This is a genomic window from Providencia sp. UF-224 (assembly GCF_058245955.1).
On the sequence record NZ_JBSICC010000013.1, the window covers coordinates 17,857 to 36,942 of the forward strand.

At 41.4% G+C, this 19,086-nt stretch carries 17 protein-coding genes; 5 read left to right on the plus strand and 12 right to left on the minus strand.

All coding sequences use genetic code 11. The features are described from left to right. The first annotated feature begins 717 nt into the window (after positions 1-717). The 4 genes from AC4IFO_RS13610 to AC4IFO_RS13625 all read left to right on the plus strand — a co-directional run bounded on the left by AC4IFO_RS13610 (position 718) and on the right by AC4IFO_RS13625 (position 5,092). Positions 718-1,506 carry a DUF3100 domain-containing protein gene (locus AC4IFO_RS13610; protein ID WP_353242116.1) on the plus strand — a complete coding sequence of 263 codons (789 nt, stop codon included), beginning with the start codon at positions 718-720 and terminating at the stop codon, positions 1,504-1,506. Positions 1,507-1,518: 12 nt separating this feature from the next. Next, positions 1,519-1,995 carry a hypothetical protein gene (locus AC4IFO_RS13615; protein ID WP_353242115.1) on the plus strand — a complete coding sequence of 159 codons (477 nt, stop codon included), beginning with the start codon at positions 1,519-1,521 and terminating at the stop codon, positions 1,993-1,995. An 18-nt stretch (positions 1,996-2,013) separates the two neighbouring features. After that, a complete protein-coding gene (locus AC4IFO_RS13620; RefSeq protein WP_490735123.1) occupies positions 2,014-3,339 on the plus strand; it encodes an amidohydrolase in 1,326 nt (441 codons plus the stop codon). 574 nt (positions 3,340-3,913) lie between these two features. Next, positions 3,914-5,092, plus strand: a complete 1,179-nt coding sequence (locus tag AC4IFO_RS13625; protein ID WP_490735125.1) for a M20 metallopeptidase family protein — start codon at positions 3,914-3,916, stop codon at positions 5,090-5,092. 60 nt (positions 5,093-5,152) lie between these two features. Here the strand turns inward: AC4IFO_RS13625 and AC4IFO_RS13630 are convergent, their stop codons facing one another. Beyond that, complete coding sequence (locus AC4IFO_RS13630; RefSeq protein ID WP_490735127.1) at positions 5,153-6,130, minus strand: LysR substrate-binding domain-containing protein; 978 nt, start codon at positions 6,128-6,130, stop codon at positions 5,153-5,155. Between the two features lie 226 nt (positions 6,131-6,356). Between AC4IFO_RS13630 and focA the strand changes: the two genes are divergently transcribed. After that, positions 6,357-7,214: a formate transporter FocA gene (gene focA, locus AC4IFO_RS13635; RefSeq protein WP_490735129.1), complete on the plus strand. Its 858-nt coding sequence runs from the start codon at positions 6,357-6,359 to the stop codon at positions 7,212-7,214. A 95-nt stretch (positions 7,215-7,309) separates the two neighbouring features. Here the strand turns inward: focA and AC4IFO_RS13640 are convergent, their stop codons facing one another. The 11 genes from AC4IFO_RS13640 to AC4IFO_RS13690 all read right to left on the minus strand — a co-directional run bounded on the left by AC4IFO_RS13640 (position 7,310) and on the right by AC4IFO_RS13690 (position 19,078). Next, a complete protein-coding gene (locus AC4IFO_RS13640; RefSeq protein ID WP_490735131.1) occupies positions 7,310-8,050 on the minus strand; it encodes an SDR family oxidoreductase in 741 nt (246 codons plus the stop codon). After that, positions 8,051-8,302 carry an acyl carrier protein gene (locus AC4IFO_RS13645; RefSeq protein WP_353242109.1) on the minus strand — a complete coding sequence of 84 codons (252 nt, stop codon included), beginning with the start codon at positions 8,300-8,302 and terminating at the stop codon, positions 8,051-8,053. It lies immediately after the preceding gene. Positions 8,303-8,329: 27 nt separating this feature from the next. Further along, on the minus strand, positions 8,330-9,130 hold the full coding sequence (locus AC4IFO_RS13650) for a MaoC family dehydratase (protein ID WP_490735134.1): 801 nt from the start codon (positions 9,128-9,130) through the stop codon (positions 8,330-8,332). After that, complete coding sequence (locus AC4IFO_RS13655) at positions 9,127-10,380, minus strand: beta-ketoacyl-[acyl-carrier-protein] synthase family protein (protein WP_490735136.1); 1,254 nt, start codon at positions 10,378-10,380, stop codon at positions 9,127-9,129. Before AC4IFO_RS13655 ends, AC4IFO_RS13650 begins: the two co-directional genes overlap by 4 nt. After that, entirely contained in the window at positions 10,377-11,807 is a 1,431-nt protein-coding gene (locus tag AC4IFO_RS13660; RefSeq protein WP_490735138.1) for an efflux transporter outer membrane subunit, read from the minus strand. Before AC4IFO_RS13660 ends, AC4IFO_RS13655 begins: the two co-directional genes overlap by 4 nt. Beyond that, a complete protein-coding gene (locus AC4IFO_RS13665; protein WP_490735140.1) occupies positions 11,804-13,777 on the minus strand; it encodes an ABC transporter permease in 1,974 nt (657 codons plus the stop codon). Before AC4IFO_RS13665 ends, AC4IFO_RS13660 begins: the two co-directional genes overlap by 4 nt. Positions 13,778-13,779: 2 nt before the next feature. Next, on the minus strand, positions 13,780-14,958 hold the full coding sequence (locus tag AC4IFO_RS13670; RefSeq protein WP_490735142.1) for an efflux RND transporter periplasmic adaptor subunit: 1,179 nt from the start codon (positions 14,956-14,958) through the stop codon (positions 13,780-13,782). Between the two features lie 2 nt (positions 14,959-14,960). After that, positions 14,961-17,153, minus strand: a complete 2,193-nt coding sequence (locus AC4IFO_RS13675; RefSeq protein ID WP_490735144.1) for a peptidase domain-containing ABC transporter — start codon at positions 17,151-17,153, stop codon at positions 14,961-14,963. Between the two features lie 5 nt (positions 17,154-17,158). Further along, positions 17,159-18,115, minus strand: a complete 957-nt coding sequence (locus AC4IFO_RS13680) for a lysophospholipid acyltransferase family protein (protein ID WP_490735146.1) — start codon at positions 18,113-18,115, stop codon at positions 17,159-17,161. Continuing rightward, a complete protein-coding gene (locus AC4IFO_RS13685; RefSeq protein ID WP_490735148.1) occupies positions 18,112-18,798 on the minus strand; it encodes a DsbA family protein in 687 nt (228 codons plus the stop codon). Before AC4IFO_RS13685 ends, AC4IFO_RS13680 begins: the two co-directional genes overlap by 4 nt. Before the next feature lie 79 nt (positions 18,799-18,877). Further along, the gene (locus AC4IFO_RS13690) at positions 18,878-19,078 is read right to left on the minus strand and encodes a DUF4762 family protein (RefSeq protein ID WP_490735150.1); all 201 of its coding nucleotides are present in this window, start codon (positions 19,076-19,078) and stop codon (positions 18,878-18,880) included. Positions 19,079-19,086: the final 8 nt, after the last annotated feature.

Here is a 19,086-nt window from a genome sequence, read left to right on the forward strand (position 1 = left end):
AACTAGCCCTACATAACCGCAGGGCTAGTCGCTTTTAATAATATTTTTTCTCTTACGGCTAAACCTAGCACCTCTCATCGAAAATTTATTAAAGTGCTACCCTATTCTTGCTTTCCAATTAACAAATGTTCAATTTTGAGATCTTGATCAAAAACCCCTATCAATGTAGGTATATTTTAAATTATCAAATTTATTTGAGAAAAATAAGCGAAATCACTACCAGTTAATTATCCCAAAAATAACATTCATTTCAGATTTAAATAAAAATTAAAATGCCAAAGGTTTATAATTGGCACTATTTAAAATTCAATTCCCGCCATTATATAAATAATTTATCGATGGTTGTTTTTTCAAAATAAATAGAAAAATAAGAACAAAATCACATTATTCCGTGAATTAACGGTTTTTTACTAAAATTCAGTGAGTATTCAAAAACACTTATGAAACAACATGTTAAAAAATTAAAATAATTTTGTATATTAATGAAAAACAAGAAGATTTCATAAAAAAATAAATTGAGAATGATTCTCTTTATTTCAATTCATTAATGAATATTAATTTATGACTTTTAACCATGCCTTTTAGGCATGGCTGAGACTTTTTCGGAATATTGTCAGGAAAATAGTTTCATGGATAGTATGAATACGCAAATAATGCTTTTTAATTATAAATATATACGAATTACTCTTAAAAACATTTCCAATGAAAGGTAACACTATGGGTATATTAAAAGATAGTAAGTTGCTTTTGGTTAGCTTACTGATCATTCTTCTTTCGGAAGCAATAGGGCAAATTAAAATCAGTCTTGTGATGGTTTTTCCAATGCTTTATTCCATGTTGATGGGTGGTATTGTCAGTTTTCCAAAATTCAAAATTCTTAATGAACAAAACATGGCGCGTGCTAGCTCAATTATGAGTGTCGCGTTAGTTATCTTAATTGCAAAATTAAGCACCTCTGTTGGTGCATCTTGGGAAAAAATTATTCAAGCAGGTGGTGCGCTGATCCTTCAGGAAGTTGGCCACTTTATCGGGACTATTCTGCTCGGTTTACCACTGGCCATCATGTTAGGCATGGGACGTGAAGCCGTCGGGGCAACTTACTCTATTGGTCGTGAACCAAACATCGCCATCATCGAAGCGAAATACGGTTTAAGCTCACCAGAAGGCCGTGGTGTCATGGCAATGTACATCTGCGGTACGTTATACGGTGCTGTTTGGATGGGGATTATTGCCAGCGTTATTGCTGGACTCGATATTATGAGCCCGCTCGCGTTAGCCATGGGTGCTGGTGTTGGTAGTGGTTCGATGTTAGCCGCGTCTGTTGCACCATTACTGGAACTGTACCCACAACATGCTGCGGATATCCAAGCGTTCTCATCATCCGCAAACTTGATGTCTTCCGTTTTAGGTCTGTACATCTACATTTTCTTCTCCTTACCTTTTGCCTCTTTCTTGTACAACAAACTGAAAAGAAAACGTGCAACGGCATCAGCGGATACAGAATAAGGATACGAAATCATGAAAAAGATGGCAGAAATTGCAATAATCATCGTATTAGTTATCATCTTCACCTCACTGGGTGATGCACTAGGCGGTTCAATCTATGGCCGTGGTAGTTTTGGCGCAGTCTTTAGTGACTCGCTGATTGCGATGGCACTGTTAGGCGGTATGTCATTTGCGGCGTACTTAATCGCACAAATTCCACCATTGGGTAAATTACCAGTTATTTTCTGGGTATCCCTAATTGCTGCGGGTCTGTGTTCACCATTATTCCCTTACGATAAAGAAATGATCGCAATGACAGGCAAAATTTCACTTGCCGTCATCAGTACCACAGTGTTGGCATTCGCGGGTCTTTCACTCGGTAAAGATATCGAAAAATTTAAAGCCATCTCTTGGCGGATCATTCCAGTCTCACTGGCGGTATTCACGGGAACGTTCTTATTCGCTGCACTTATTGGTCAAGTGACTCTTTCATGGAGTGGCGTTATCTAAATAGAGGAAATATTAACCATGACAATGACCAAAGACCAATTGAAAGCCAAAGTTTGCGAAGCTATCGCGTCAAACAAAGACGTTATCAAAAAGCTGGCAGATGATATTTGGGCAGAGCCTGAACTGGGTTACAAAGAAACCAAAACGGCAAAAAAAGTTGAAGCTGCGTTTTCAGCGTTAGGTGTCAACTACCGTAATCAACTGGCCTTGACTGGTGTCAAAGCACGATTGAAAGGTGGTAAAGGGAGCAAGCACAGCATTGCTGTGATTGGTGAACTCGATGCCATCATTTGTGCAGAACACCCAGATGCCGATGACCTGACAGGTGCGGCTCACTGCTGCGGTCACAATGCGCAAATTGCCAATATGATGGCAGTGACAATTGGTCTGGTTAAGTCAGGTGCGATGGAATACCTCGCGGGGGACGTGGTTCCCTTCGCGGTTCCCGCAGAGGAGTATGTCGAACTTGCTTACCGTAATAAATTGATTGAGCAAGGAAAAATCAATTATATCGGTGGCAAGCCCGAGCTCATTTCCCTCGGTGAGTTTGATGATGTGGATATGGCAATGCAAATCCACTTAACCAGTGTTAAGCCTGAGCGCGATACTGGTTTTATCGAGATGTCGACAACTACCAACGGGTTTATTGGCAAACTGATTAACTACAAGGGTAAATCTTCCCATGCCGCAGCTGCGCCACATTTGGGTGTGAACGCACTCAATGCTGCCATGATGGGGATTATGGGGGTGAATGCAATTCGCGAAACCTTCCAAGAAAAAGATTATATCCGTTTCCACCCAATCATTACCCAAGGTGGCGATTTGGTGAATGTCACCCCAAGTGATGTGCGTATGGAAAGTTATGTCAGAGCCTCAAATGTCCCAGCGATGATTGATGCTAATGAAAGAATTACTCGTGCGCTAGTTGCAGGGGCAATGTCTGTTGGTGCAGAAGTGGAAGTAAAAGATTTACCGGGTTACTTGCCACTTTATAACAACGACACACTCAATGACTTACTGCAACACAATGCGCATGACTTAATTGGTGAAGACAATGTTTGGGTTGCTGAACATATGACAGGCAGCACAGATACTGGCGATCTTTCTCATATCATGCCAGTGAGCCACCCGTGGATTGGTGCAATACGTGGTGGATTACATGGTAAAGATTACGTGGTATTTGATGATGATATGGCGTATATCCGCCCAGCTCAAATGATGGCGATGACCATTATTGACCTATTGTTTGATGATGCGGCGGGCGCTGATGCCCTTATGGATAATTACAAGCCACTCATGAGCAAAGAGGAATACCTCGCATTTATTAGCTCCTTTAAAAATTAATTCCCTCCCCTAAATATGCTGTTTTTAGCATCGTATTTAGGGGTGTTTCTTATACACATCCACTAGCCTCCCTTTTTATTTATATTTATCACTGCTTATTTTTAAATATATTTAATCTTATTGAAAATTTTATATTTACCAAACCAATTAATTTATTTCAAATAACGCATTAAAATCATAAACCCTTAACACAAATAACTTTAATGAATATAAAAAAATTAATATTCACCTTTCAGCCTAAAAAATTAACACATTGATTTTTAATCATTTTATGAGAATTAAAATTTACTATTTTTATTTCACCCCCTCACCATCCCTATTCTTCATGAGCCATGAAATACTGATATGATATAAATACGATCCCCGTCACGCATACTTTGCGAATATTAACGTTAAAATCTATCCAACCAATAATAATCAACAATAACCACCACAGATATTTTTCTGATAGTCGGCTTATTTTGAAAATAAAATGCAGTTATGTTACGTCAGTGCGATATCGAATCGAACGCGCTTACATCAGGGACCCTTTTAACAGCATGAAAATTGCTTTCTGTATACGGGAAATAATGTAATGACCAATAAGTACAATATTAGCGAAAAGCTCTTTGCGCTTGAGACATTCAGCAAAAAAACGCGCCAAGACTTACATAAAATTCCTGAGTTATCAGGCCAAGAATTCAAAACATCGCAATACTGCCGCGAGCTGATGCAAAGTTTTGGCTACAACATTCGCCTATTTGAAGGTTATACCGGTTTTACCGCAGATCTCATTATTGACCCTTCGAAGCGTTTAATTGCCTATCGTACTGATATCGATGGCCTTGAAATGCCTGATTTAACCTGCAATGAACACAGCTCTGTTCATGAAGGTTGTGCCCATAACTGTGGTCACGATACCCACATGACAATCGCGCTGACCGCGGCAAAATATCTCAGTGAAAACCGTGATGAACTAACCCATAACGTGCGTTTTATCTTCCAAATGGCGGAAGAAGACATGCGTGTACCCGGTGCCAATAAAATGGTTGAAATGGGCTGCATGGACGGCGTTGATGAGGTTTATGGCTTACACAATGATGCGGCATTTGAAACAGGCAATATCAAGTTTAACGCGGGTGTCATGTCCTCTTATGGCTCCGCTTGGACACTGGATGTACACGGTGTTTCTGCGCACGGTTCAACACCGCATAAAGGGTTGGATGCCATTCGCGAAGCCACGCGTATTATCGATTATATGGATTACATCGTTGCGAAAAAAACCGATCCTTTCAGCCCTGCGGTCTTTGGCTGCGGCATGATCAACGGTGGAACCATTCCAAACGCATTAGCTGATCACGTCCAAGCGCGTGGAACCATTCGCTCAATGGATGAAGAAACCGACAAAATCTTAAAAGCGAGCTTTAAAGAGATTGTTGAGCGCAGTGAAGCGGGCGGTTTTAAAACGACACTTGAATGCAGTGGCTACCCTGCGGTTGTTAACCACCCTCAAGCGGCTAAAGTTATTTATGATGCGGCAGCAGCATTCTTACCCGTTGAAAACATTGAGCCAAATGGTAAGCCAATGACAGGAAGTGAAGACTTCAGTTTTATGGTCAATGCCACAAAAGATAAGCTTGGCGCGATGTACTTTTTAGGCAGCGGTAGCCAAGCGAAAGGGATTAATAACTACTTGCATGCAAACCCTTATTTTGTCGACGATGACTGCCTATTAATTGGCGCTCAGATTTTTATTAATATCGCGACACGTTAAAACGAAAATAATACACACAGCAATCTAAAGCCGAATAACCTAAATTATTCGGCTTTTTTTTTAGAGTTCAGGTAGTGAACGATAGAGCTCGTCTCGCTCGTTTTTATCTGTTGGAACCCACTGTGCGGATTGGTGAATATAATTTAAATCAAGGTGGGGAGCATAACTGGAAATAAAGTCATACATATAGTCTTTCAGGTGCATATGTCGACTGATACACACATGGGTATAGCTCGGCTTCACTAAATTACTGATATCAATGCAGCGTAATGTCTCGCTGTCTTCTTCAGGGTCAAAGGCGACTGTCGAAATAATACCTACCCCTGCCCCGCGCTTCACATAGTATTTAATAATTTCTGTATCAACTGCCGTTAATACGACATTTGGCGTTAATTTATTTTGATAGAAAACTTGGTCCAGCTTTGATTGCCCCGTAAACCCAAATACATAAGTAATGAGCGGGTACTGAGCCAGTTCCTCAATGGTTAATTTTTCACACTGGGCAAGTGGGTGGTCATGCGGAACGATAACGCTGCGCGACCATTGATAGCAAGGCAATGCAAGTAGGTCATCATAAAGGTGCATTGATTCCGTCGCGATAGCAAAATCCACATCGCCATTGTTCACCATTTCCGCTAACTGCGCTGGCGCACCTTGATGAAAATGCAGGGAAATATTGGGGTAACGTGCATTAAAACGCTCAATCACTTTGGGTAATTTATAACGAATTTGTGTATGTGTTGTGGCTATATGCAGGTTTTGTTTAATCGTCGTATCTTCGTGGGACACGATATTTTTGATTTTATCAAACTGCGCCAAAATATCGCACGCCACTTGATGAACTTGTTCTCCAATCGGGCTTAATGAAAGTAAGTTATTATTTTTCCGATTAAATAAAGAAACATTCAGCTCATCTTCCAGTAGTTTAAGCTGCTTACTCACTGTAGGTTGCGAGGTATACATTTTTTCAGCGGCATTGGTGATATTAAAATCACTCCTTACCACCTCAACAAAACTTTTTAGCTGACTAATGTTCATTGCTGATTTATCCAGTTTAAATGGATCAAAATAAGAATTAAAAAGAGATAATTTTTATACAACATGCACCCTGTTGCGCGCAATAATTGTATCACAAAAAATAAGCCCACTAAATTAATGGCTATTCATTAGCCCTTTCTAATGATAAAACTCGCTCAACCTTGGCATAGGTTATGCATTTATTTTGCAATTACCTCTATCCATAGCACTATCCAAGGAGCATCTCATGAAAGACAATAATATCTTTGACTTACGTCTCCCGGCGGAAATGGCTAAAGTCGCAGAGCAAGCAGGCCTTTATAAAGTCAGCAAAAAAAAGGATATTAGCTTTTTTTTGGCGATTATGGCCGGTATCTTTATTTCTATCGCATTTACGTTCTATATCACGGTTACAACAGGCGCGGTTCCCGCGAATTCACTCACTAAATTAGCTGGAGGGCTTTGCTTCTCATTAGGGCTGATTTTAGTCGTGGTATGTGGTGCCGACCTTTTTACCTCAACAGTCCTGACCGTCATGGCAAAAGCCAGCAATTTAATTACGTATAAGCAATTGATTGGTAATTGGATATTAGTTTATCTTGGCAATTTTGTTGGAGCAATTTTCTTTGTTGCGCTTATCTGGTTTTCAGGGCAGTTGATGAACAGCAATGGGCTGTGGGGGCTAAATGTTTTACAAACAGCCGACCATAAAATGCACCATACGTTTATTGAGGCAGTTTGCCTTGGCACACTGTGTAACTTGATGGTCTGCCTTGCGGTTTGGTTAAGTTACTCTGGTCACTCTTTGACCGACAAAATTGTCGCTTTGACGCTGCCGATCGGCATGTTTGTCGCCAGTGGCTTTGAGCATAGCATCGCCAATATGTTTCTTATTCCCTTAGCCATTGTCATACGCAACTTTGCCCCTGATACATTTTGGGATGCAATCCACAGTTCCGCTGATAGTTTCCCTGCCCTCACTGTCAGTAATTTTATTACTGACAATCTGATCCCCGTGACCATTGGCAATATTATTGGTGGTGGTGTATTGGTCGGTATAACCTACTGGTGGATTTATTTGAAAAATCAAAAAGGTGAACATTAATAAAACTAAAAATAACATCAACACACATTCACTATTTATGGCCGAATTAATACAGAGAGTTAATTTTATATTATGACCCATTAACTCTCTGTTGATTATGCCGTTAGGCCGCCATCAAGCACCAAGGTTTGCCCTGTCAAATATTGGCTGCCATCACCAATTAGAAACTCTACCATTTTAGCAACTTCTTGTGGCTGACCTAAGCGACGTAACGGAATATTTTTGCACATCGACTTTAATTTCGCTTCAGGCATCGCCCGCGTCATATCACTCTCAATCAAGCCAGGCGCAAGGCAATTTACCCGTAAACCAAATCGCCCAACCTCATGCGCTAAAGAGCGAGCCATTCCCATCATCGCCGCCTTACTTGCCGCATAAGCCGTTTGTCCAACATTCCCTTTTAAGCCAGTAACCGATGACATTAATACAATAGAACCCGAATTTGTCATTAACATCGCAGGTACCAATTTTCGATTCCAATTCACAATGGAAATCAAATTATTGTCTAGAACATCTCGCCAAATATCCGCATTCTGGTGAATATGTAATGCATCCCTAGCAATACCCGCGTTATGTATAATGGCTGCAGGGGCGCCAAACTTATCTAATAAAGATTGGGATAACACCTCGACTTGTTCTTCATCTTTACCATCACATTGAAACCCTTTTATCCATCTATTTGGACGTCCATTTTCGAGTGAAGAAAGTGTACTCGCTATGCTTTCGGTACTACGCCCAGTGAAAATAACATTCCAGTTATGTGATAACTCAGCGACTAATGCCTGACCAATTCCCCGGCTTCCACCAGTGACTAACACCCACTTATGGTTTTCCATTTAGGATTCAGACTCCTTATCTACATGTTCACAGAGTTCTTTAATTGAAAGATTTGGGTGTTGAATGAAAAAATCGGCGTCTAACGTAACATTAAAATCACGTTTCACTAGCACCATTAATTCAACATAATCTAAGCTATCAAACTCTAACTGGACTAATGTCAGATCCTCATTGACCTCTTCACTTTCTAAATCTTTTGCATCACAAATCATTTCGCTAATTTTGTTATAAATTGTTTGATATTGGCTCATTTTTTTATCCTTTCACTGTTATCGATTTTACGCATTCACTTTTAAAGTGATTGAATTACTGATTAATTTATTTTCATAACTACCAACAATATTGATGCTCATTAATAGTCCGCTATCTAAATCCCCCATCACTAGTGCTGGTAAAATTTGAATTTTCATCGGTTTAGGTTTACTCATCGGGGACCATTTTTTCAGAAGATCGCTATCAAAAATCACTTCCTGATGTGTTTGTACGATGGGGTAGCGGGAAAAAATATCTTTTAGGGTTGCGCCTTCTGGCAGCCATTTTGAGATACTTTTTTGTTTTAACAATGAATTATCACCAATCAAATATTGAAATAAAATTGCATCCATAAATTGCCATTCATATATCTCCATTGGATAAAGTGGAAAAGATAACTGTAATTTGGCCATATCCTCCGATGAAATATGTCCCCCCCAGTCTGCTACATCCATATTTAAGCCATCAACTGGAGATAATTGACAAGTTAGGCAATTTTGCTGTTCTTCGGTGGATAAAACGGCGACAGAACCCAGTTTATTACGCGCAACTAAATCATAGGATTTATCATTCCATAATGGGCTTCGTAGCCGTACGGCACATTTAATAAACGCTGATTTTGTTCTTTGTTGAGCGTCTTGTGAGTCGTGAAGAAACCGCTCACTCGCAAATTGTTTCGCATCAAGCAATGCCCGCATTCCATGGACACTTAATTGCTCTCCACCTGCTGCTTGCACCCACTTAAGATCAAAGTGAATCGGGTTATAGTCTCCAGAAAATTTAGCCCACCCTGCTGCATCAGCTAATGTGTAATACAGCGCTCTCATTTCGCGCTCTCCAATATCAGCGCCGCATTTGCACCGCCGAAACCAAAGCTGAGATTCAACGCTCTTTCTACTTTTTTGAAACGGTGGTCATTCGGAATATAATCAAGGTCACATTGTGGATCAGAGTTATGAAGATTTGCGGTTGCTGGCATCACGCCATGTTCCATCGCTTGTAAGCAAATAATGGTTTCAAAGCTCCCCGCTGCCGCAATTAAATGCCCGCTATATGATTTCGTGCTGGAGATTGGAATACCGTAAGCGGCTGCCCCTAAGGCTTTTTTAAGCGATTTTGTTTCATTCAAATCATTTAACGCCGTCGAGGTACCATGGGCGTTGATATAATCTAACGAAGCTGGTGCTAGCCCCGCTTGCTGTAACGCCATTTCTATCGTTTTAATACGGGCTATACAGTCTTCGGCGGGTGAAGTAAAATCAAATGCATCTGAATAATTTGCATACCCAGTAATTTCACCCAATATCACCGCCCCTCGTGCAATTGCACTGTCACGCTCTTCTAAGCATACGACCGCTGCACCTTCAGATAATACAAACCCACTGCGATCCGCACTAAATGGGCAACTAGCACGCGTAGGGTCTGTTTTTTCTCGTGTTAAAGCACCTAATACGTCAATATTCCACACAGCGCAATCTGTACGTAATGATTCGCCCGCCCCCGCTAACATCATAGAAGCCCTGCCATTACGGATCACTTCAAACGCATCCCCAATTGCGATAGTCCCTGTAGCACAAGCCGCTATTGTCGTATTTTGATATCCTCGTAAATTCCAAAATTGGCTACATGCTGCCGTTGTGACATTTGGCATTGCATAAAAACAGTTGAATGGGGATGTCACGCCTGTTGCATCAAACTCACTTACCGACATATAGCTTTCGTCTAAACCTGCCCATCCTGTCCCCATAATTGCGCCGCACATAAGAGGGTCATAAAACTCAGATGGCGAGCGCCCAGAAAACGCCATTTCCATAGCTTCACGAGCTGCCCCTAACGTTAGGCGAGTATGCCTTGGTAACCGACGGCGAATTGCGGCAGGTACACCTTTTAAATTGGGTTCATCATCAATTAACCCCAAAAAATGGCTGTGGATATTTTTATCCGTTTTATCGACGTAACGGTACCCTAATTGTTTATCCATGATTGCTTGCCAACATGCCTGCGCAGTTCCGCCAAGGGGAGTGACAGCACCATATCCTGTCACAACAACGCGTTTTAATTGGGTCTTTTGGTTCATGATTGGTTGTCCTCGTGATGAACGCTACCACCACCTTGTGCTAGCCAAAGTTGCAACGTTGCATAAAGATAATCGTATTGGTTCTGCGCTAATGAGTTTTCGATGGATAACAAATCATCCTGCGCATTAAGTAGTGTTTGATAGTCAACAGCGCCAGCGCGATAACGGTTTCCCGTGAGTTTTAATCTTTGCTGGCTAAGGGATAATGACTGCTGTAACTGAGTCCGTATTTCATCCGCAGTAAAACGCGCCTCCATAGCATTATCGATTTCAGCGAGTGCGCTATAAGCTGTGTTTCGAAATGACACTGCCGCATGTTGTACCTGCAAATCTGACTGTTCAATAGTCAGTTTTACGGTATTCCATTGAATAAAGGGGAGTGAGAGGCTGCTGCCAATAACACGAGTAGGATCACTAAACCATTGAGAAAATAGCTGGCTTCCTGCATTAAGCGCACCTTGAAGGGACAGCGTAGGATAGAAACTCAGCTTCTCGGCGTCTGAATTAGCCAGTGTAGAACGCAAACGTGACTCTGCGGCTTGAATATCTGGCCGTTGAGCTAATACCGCTAAAGGCGTCATTCCCTGAATCTCAACTCGCAGGTCACTATTAAGCGAAGATAATTCACTCACATGCTGCTCTGCTGGGCGATTTAACAATAGTGCTAAGGCATTACGTGAATTCTCACGTTCCTTGGTAAGCCGACGCAATTCATTCTTACGGCTAATTATCGTTTGCTCTGATTGCAATAAATCTAATTGGCTTACTTTTCCGGCTAAGTACCAAGACTGAATGAGTTGCTGACTTTTCTGGGCAATTTCCTGGCTTGCCGTTAGGTTCTTGATTTGTTGATTTAATAGCGCAATATTCCAATATAGCTGTGCCGTTGTGTTGATTATCACAAGTGTCGTTGCATGGTAATCTTGCTCGGTGGCAACGGCCTCCCACGCATTTTTTTCACGAATACGAGCCAGCTTTCCCCATAAATCAATTTCATAACTTAATGTTAAGTCTGCGCTATAACTTTCTTGTGGCGAGGTGCCATGGCGAATTGATTTTGTGTTGCTCGCAGATCCCCCTAATGAGAAATCAGGCGCTATATTGGTATTTGCTAAACCTGCCGTATTGCGAGCCTGCTTTAATTTAATTGCAGCTAATGCTAAGTCATTATTATTTTCTAAAACCTGATTAATCAGTTGGGATAACTTGGGATCATTAAAGTTTTCCCACCAACGTCCTGCGGTATTTTTTTGCTTATCAGATGACATAACATCATTCGCACTCGATGAGTGTTGAATTTTATCATCCCATTGATGAGGTAAAATAAGTTCAGGACGTTGGTACTCGGTGCGGGTAAAGCTCCCACATCCACTGAGTAAACAGATAAAAAGCACCACTGAGCCAAAATAAGGCGATTGTATTTTCATTCCCGTGCTAATGCCTCCGTTGGGTTAAGCTTGGCTGCCCTGCGAGCGGGGAAATAACCAAAAACTAAGCCAATTAACGCAGAGAAACCGCAAGCCAATAACACAGGTAACAGTGTGAATACCATGGTAAATTCAGTCGTGACATACGCAAAAATGCCGCCTGCTAACCACGAGCCTATAATCCCAATGAGCCCCCCTAACGAACAGATCATGACAGCTTCAATTAGAAATTGGTTCATGATGTCCGCAGGTCTCGCTCCCACTGAAAGGCGGATGCCTATTTCATGGGTTCGCTCCGTGACTGAAACTAACATAATATTCATAACACCCACCCCCCCGACTAATAAGGAGATGGCTGCAATCGACGTGATCAGTAATGACATAGAATCAGAGGTTTTTTGTAACGCACTAGCAAGTTGGTCATCAGACTGAATAAAAAAGTCTTTTTTTCCATGTTCACGCAGTAAATGCTTTTCGACCTGTATTTCGACTTGTTTAGTGGCTAACGTTTCAGGAAAACGTAATGTGATATATTCAATGGGCTTATCACCGAGAATTCGCTGCTGAAGAGCCGAGTAAGGTGCCCACCCCATAACATATCCGCTGGACATTTTCGGGCCTGGTTTGCGCGCAATCCCAATGATCCGCCAAGGTGAACTGCCAATTTGAACAATTTGGCCTAAAGGCTCTTCATCGGGTGCAAATAAAATATCCCGACTGGCATCATCCAGCACAATAACAGGCTCACTGTCATTCACATCTAACACACTGAATTGATTTCCAGACAACATCTGAATACCTTGAGCAGCAAAGTATTCATCAGAAACACCATTTAACATGATGGAGTAATCGAGCCCTTTATTGACAGCGACTGTCATGCTGCTGACAACAGGCGAAATAGACTCAATCCATGGGAGCTGTTTTAGGCTTTTAATATCATTTAATGATAATGCCCGTTCCATATCTGGCCGCTTTGCCCCCCATCCTGTGCCCGGACGGATTTCAAGCGTTGTGCTGCCTAACTTACCAATTTCATCCATAATGGCACGTCTCGCGCCTTCTCCCACCGCCATTGATGACACTACAGAAGAAATGCCAATAATAATGCCCAACATAGACAAAAAAGCGCGCATCCGGTGCCCTAATAATGCACGCCAAGCCATACGAATAGACTCATAAATACCGCGCCAAAGTGATGCCCGACCATTATCTTTAACAGAAGGAAGATTATGCTGAGCACGTGCTTGCGCTTGTGAGCGGTTTTGATTATCCGCGATAATTTGCCCATCGCTGATTTCGATAATACGTTGAGTTTGCTCAGCAATATTTCTATCGTGGGTCACAATCACCACGGTATGGCCGTCTTGATGAAGTTGATGCAAAATATTCATTAACGCATGGCCACTCGAGCTATCCAAAGCGCCCGTTGGTTCATCCGCTAAAATGACTTGCGCGCCATTAATTAATGCACGACACACACTGACCCGCTGTTGTTGCCCACCAGATAATTGATATGGCTTATGGTTCAAACGAGCTTGTAAACCGAGCTTATCCGCTAAAAGCTGAATTCTGTGCGCTCGCTCATCTTCAGGCATGGCGGTATACAGCGCTGGAATGGCAATGTTTTCTTCAGCGCTGAGATAGGGCATCAAATGATAGCGCTGGAAAATAAACCCAAGGTATTGGCTTCGCAACTCAGCAAGCTGCTCACTGCTCGCCTCATGAACAGGGATACCATTGATAAAAACTTCGCCACGAGACGGTTTATCTAAACAGCCGATAATATTCATCAACGTTGATTTACCAGAGCCGGAAGCGCCAATAATGGCAACCATTTCCCCTTGGTTTATCGATAGTGATATATCATTCAACACAGGAATAATTTGTGTTCCAGCCGAAAACTCACGATAAACATGATGAAGCTCAATAAGAGGACGAGATGAAGATAACGTTGGTGTTATTATCGTCATGATTAACTCGCTATTTTCTCTTGCTGAACAACAACCTGCTCACCTTCAGCGATACCCTCCAGAATCTCAACAAAATGGCGATCATTAATGCCTACCTTGACGGTTCGAGCTTCTGTAACTTCATTTTTGATAACAATGACTTCATATTGATTAAGGCCCAGAGAACGGCCTAACGCACTGACAGGTAAACGCAACGCGTTTTTAGCTTGGGCAACTCGAATAAAAACCTGTGCCGTCATCGAGGTTTTTAATGCGCGATCAGTGTTATCAACCTCAAATGTTCCATTGTAATAAATCGCGCTATTTTGCTGCCCAGCCGAATTATTATTACGCTCATCAAGGGCTTCAGGCGGGATAGGTTGCACGTAACCCATGGTGCTTTCGTATTGTTTTTCAGGATTTGCAATTACATAGAATGTTAGTGGCTGATCAGGTTGAATTTTTTGAATATCTGCCTCTGAAATGCGGGTCTGCACTTGCATCTTATCTAAATTAGCCAGCACTAATATCGTAGGTGCCGTTTGTGAAGAAACGATAGTTTGCCCCTCATTTGCAACAATGCCCAATACTTCACCACTAATTGGGGCCACAATGCGGGTAAAGTTCAAGTTAGCTTGAGCCGTTTGCACATCCATTTCTGATTGTGTGATTAATGCTTCATTAACGCTAACTTGCTGTAATTGCGCTTCATATTGTGCTTGTGCTTGCTCATATTCACTGCGAATACCCGAACCGTCGCGCTGCATGATTATCTGGCGTTGATAGGCTTTAATGTATTGAATGAGTGTTGCTTCTGCTGCACGCTTTTGTGCTTGTGCGCTCAATAAGCGTGCCGTCGCATTTTTAAGCTCAGACTGCTGAATTGTCGGGTCTATTTCAGCTAATAATTGTCCTTTACTGACCCTATCGCCTTGCTTTACAAATAATTCTCTAATTTGTCCATTAACCTGAGCACCCACATTCACTTGAACAGACGGCTTTAACGTACCAGTCACCATGACCACTTTTTCAATATCACCCCGATCAACCGAAAGAATAACTCGATTTTGTGCGCTTTCTGTCGGTGCTTGCCACACAAGACTCGTCAACACAATGACAAGCAACAACGCGATAAGGCCAATCCAAACACGAGTTCGCAAAAATAAATGTAAAACTGTCGGTTTCACGCGAGGAGACGTCATAATCAAAACTCTCCTGCGCTGGCAAGCAAAGGCGTTGTAGGCTGAGGTGCATCATCACGATTACCACCATCGTTTCTGATTAGTCCTTTTTTATGTAATTCCCCCCCAGCAATTCGATAAGTTGAATCAAATCTTGCCGTGATTTCCTCACTGTGCGTCACAACAATCAGGGTTTTCCCTGTTTTTAGGCAATGTTCCTGAATTGTTTCTATAACGATTTTTGCTGTTTCTTCATCTAAGTTTGCGGTAGGTTCATCCAGTAAAAGAATTGGCCGAGAACTGTAAAGTGAACGAGCTAGCAACAAACGTTGACGTTGCCCAAGAGAAAGTGCGGAGTGGCTTTCCCTAATCAACGCATTTAAACCACCTGGCAACTGACTCACCACTGAGCCTAACGCCAATTTATTGAGTAAGTTTTCGATTGTTTTTCGATCTTTTTCGCGGAAGTTAGGGTCAAACAACGTGATGTTATCTAACACAGTTGCATTGAATAAAATATCCTCTTGGCTTTGTAAGCAAACAAGTTGCGTAAGCTGCTGTACGCTTACAACCTCTTCATTTGACAAACATTTTCCTTGCTGAGCACTAAATAGCCCTGCAATAATTCTTAACAAGGTACTTTTACCTGCCCCAGATTCACCCACAATGGCGACTTGAGCACCTGACGGCAAATCTAGCGAGATATCATTTAATATTGGCTTCGATGGGTCATAGCTAAAATGAATATTTTCGAATCTAAGGTTCGGGGCTCTACCTGCTGGTGATATTTTTTGAGGTGAGACCGTGCTTTCCTCGCTTTTTTGAGGAAATAAAGAGTGAGCGCGTGTATCAATAATATGCAGCTGAGATTTGTGGATAATCGCATAAAAAATTCGAGTAACATAGGTAGTGAAAATTTGACGCAAAAAGCTATAAGCAAAAAAATCGCCTAAGGAAATCAGATCATTAGCAACCATCGGTAGTACAACCAACATAAAAATAACCATTTCGAGGCTACCTGTTAGCTGGTAAATACCATCTTTAATTTGCTGGTACACATTTCGACGCTGCATACAGGTAAATAATTCACGGCTTAGCCACGCAAATTGCGCCTTACGTTGATTCTCTATTCCTGCTGTTTTTATGGTCAGAATGCCTTGTAAGGTTTCCATAAAAAAGTCATTAAGCTCAGCGGCTTTAAGCTGTAATTGCTGAGTGTACCAACGGTCGCGGATTATTGCCCACACGCTAATGAGCCCCATCACTGTCACCCCTGCCGCTGAAATAACGGCAAGGACAGGCGCTATCCAAAACATCACACCCAATGCAATGGCACAAATAATCCAATCGGTTCGAAGCCCATTATCAAGCTCAATTTTCTCAGTTAACGCGCCCTGCCAAGCAACAAAACGACTAAAAATATCCCCTGGTGCGCGTTTTTCAAAAAATCGTAAAGGGTTACTCATTAACCGCGAAAAACCCACACCACTGTTAATTAACACAAAGTGTTTAACAAACCGCTCGCTTATCATGCGAACACCTAGCGCAAGTAGCGTGGCAACAACAAACGCGACAATAAACCAACCATAAGGAAACACGGCATTTTTAGCATCTGAAAAGGCTTGGTTGATGGCATTACTCACCATCGCAGGCATTAAAAATAGTGTCAGCGAAACGAGGAAAACAAAGGTCATTAACCAATAAATGCCTCGCACCTTAGCGGTTTCTTTCAAGCTCATCGCATGAGGTACTTTCTGTGTGGAGGCCTTATTTGTACTGTGTCCGGAGGAAAGTGATTCGACTTTTTCCAATGCCGTATCCGGCTCTAAAATCAGCGCATAACCGCTAATTTCGGCTTTTAGTGCAGAAAATGGCAACCACTGCTGCCCTATCGCAGGGTTCATTACACAAACATTGTTTCCCTTACGATAAGCAAGTACGACAAAATGATTTGCGCCATAATGTAAAATCGCAGGAAGCGGCAAACTATTTAATTCATCATGTTCAAATAAGACAGGTGTAGTTGAGATGCCATAGTTTGCTAAAATTGAGGAAAGATCGATCAATGAAGTTCCATGATCGGATGCAGGGTGAACTTCCCTCAATGCATTAAGAGAAAGTGAAAGGCCTTGAGTTTGAGCCAACATCGCAATGCATGCCAAACCGCATTCATTCGTTTCTTCTTGAGCGACAAAATTTGGAATAGTATTTTTCATTATTATTAGTGACTAATAAAATAAAGTGAATGGCTATGCCATAAAAGCCAGTCATTAGGATATTCGCGAATTGAATTTTCGATAATAACGGGCATTTTTGCTGCAACATCTTTTGCAGCAACAGGTGGATGTACCTTGATTTTTAAGCCGTTCTGATAATACAGATGATAAAAAACGACCTGCGCTGAAATCGCATTAGATAAACGTACAACCCCATTATGTAATTTCGCTGCACGACCAAATAACTGGCACGATAATTTACTCGACATCCCTTCTTCAGTTTGAATGGTGTAATCTGGCGTGATATCTGGAAATACAATCATATTTTTCTGGCCCGTCGCAGTTTCTGCCATTAAAGTCATTAATTGAGTCGCTAATGACTTATTGTCTTGATGAATTGAGCAATACGATAAATTCACCTGGCCTAATTCACGGGCAGAGGCATTGTATTTTTGTTGCTCCGCACTGGATGAAACTACGACCGTAGCGTTGCCTGGAGTAACCCCAGCGCCGACTACCGTAGCCAGAACATCAGAAACCATATGTAATGGCGCCAAAACAATCGGTTTTTTTTGCTGATGCAAAGGTGCGACAACACTATCAAGGGCAAGAATACAAGCTTGTAATTGCGCCATAATTTGGCGATTTTGCCCCCATGTTGCGGCTTCTTCCAAAATAAAGCGCTGTACTGCTATCCATCTCGCATCGACGTTGCCATTCGTCTCCACTAAACTGCGGTAATTTTGCGTTGCAACCTTGTTTTGATTACGGTACTTGCGACCGAATACTCCGATTCGGCAACCTAATTTAGCCATTAGCAAAACAGGGGCAATATAACCGCGACGCAAAAGAAAGCGAAAAGAGGAGATCCCATGGTGGCTGAGATTTTTATATCCTTTTGTAAACGGTATTAAGCAGCTTTTAGCACTGAACACCGTCCAAACAATTAGAAACCGGATCACTGTGACGCCTTATTGCTTTTTTCCATTAATTCCAACATATAAGCTGAAAATTCAGGGAAATCACGATCCTGGTAAACCACATATCGTTTATTAATAATAAATGCGGGGGTACCTGTGATTTGGTAATACTGGGTAATATCAGCCATATATTTAATACGTTCTTTAACTGCGCTGGATTGGCTAACTTCAAAGTATTTAACTGGGTCAATATCGTGCTGCTTTAACCATGCATCTAAAATATCTTTCTTGGTTAAGTCCAATTTCTCATTAATGACTGAGTTATACAGTTCCTGGCGCAATTTAGCTTCTACACCCATTTCGTCAAGAGTCGCAAAAATAGGCGCGTATGCCGCAAGCCCTAAGTTATTATCCATTGCTAAATGAATGGCTTTAAACGTAATACCTTCTGGGAGCGCTGTTTCAAACTTAATCATATTTTCATGGGTTAGTGCACAATAATGGCAACCATAAGAAAATATTTCTATGATGCTATTATCTTGCTTTATTGGGCTTGATAAAACTTGTGCGTTAGTAAACTCAACAAAAGAAGAGTCATCTAAATTATTATTAGAAAATGTATTAAAAATAAAAATATGGTAGAACAAAACCGTCATGAGTGAAGAAATCACAGCAACTAATACTGTGTAAATTGTAATGGTTATTGGTTTAAAGTTCATTTTCATAACAGTTATTCCAATTTAAGGTAATAATATACATGGGGATCCATCCCCATGTATTAATTAAAAATAGCTAAATCAAATATTATGGTTTAACTGTGCCTGAACAGTTAGCTGCATCAACATTTTTTGCTTTGTACGTTTTATTACCATGCTTGTCAGTACAAGTTGTAATTAATTTACAAGAAGATACACCGCCAACAATGATACTTTCATAAGAATCAGTACAAACTTGTTTAGTTCCACCAACTACAGCAGCAGCTTCGATAGCATTTAATGTTTTCATATTATTTC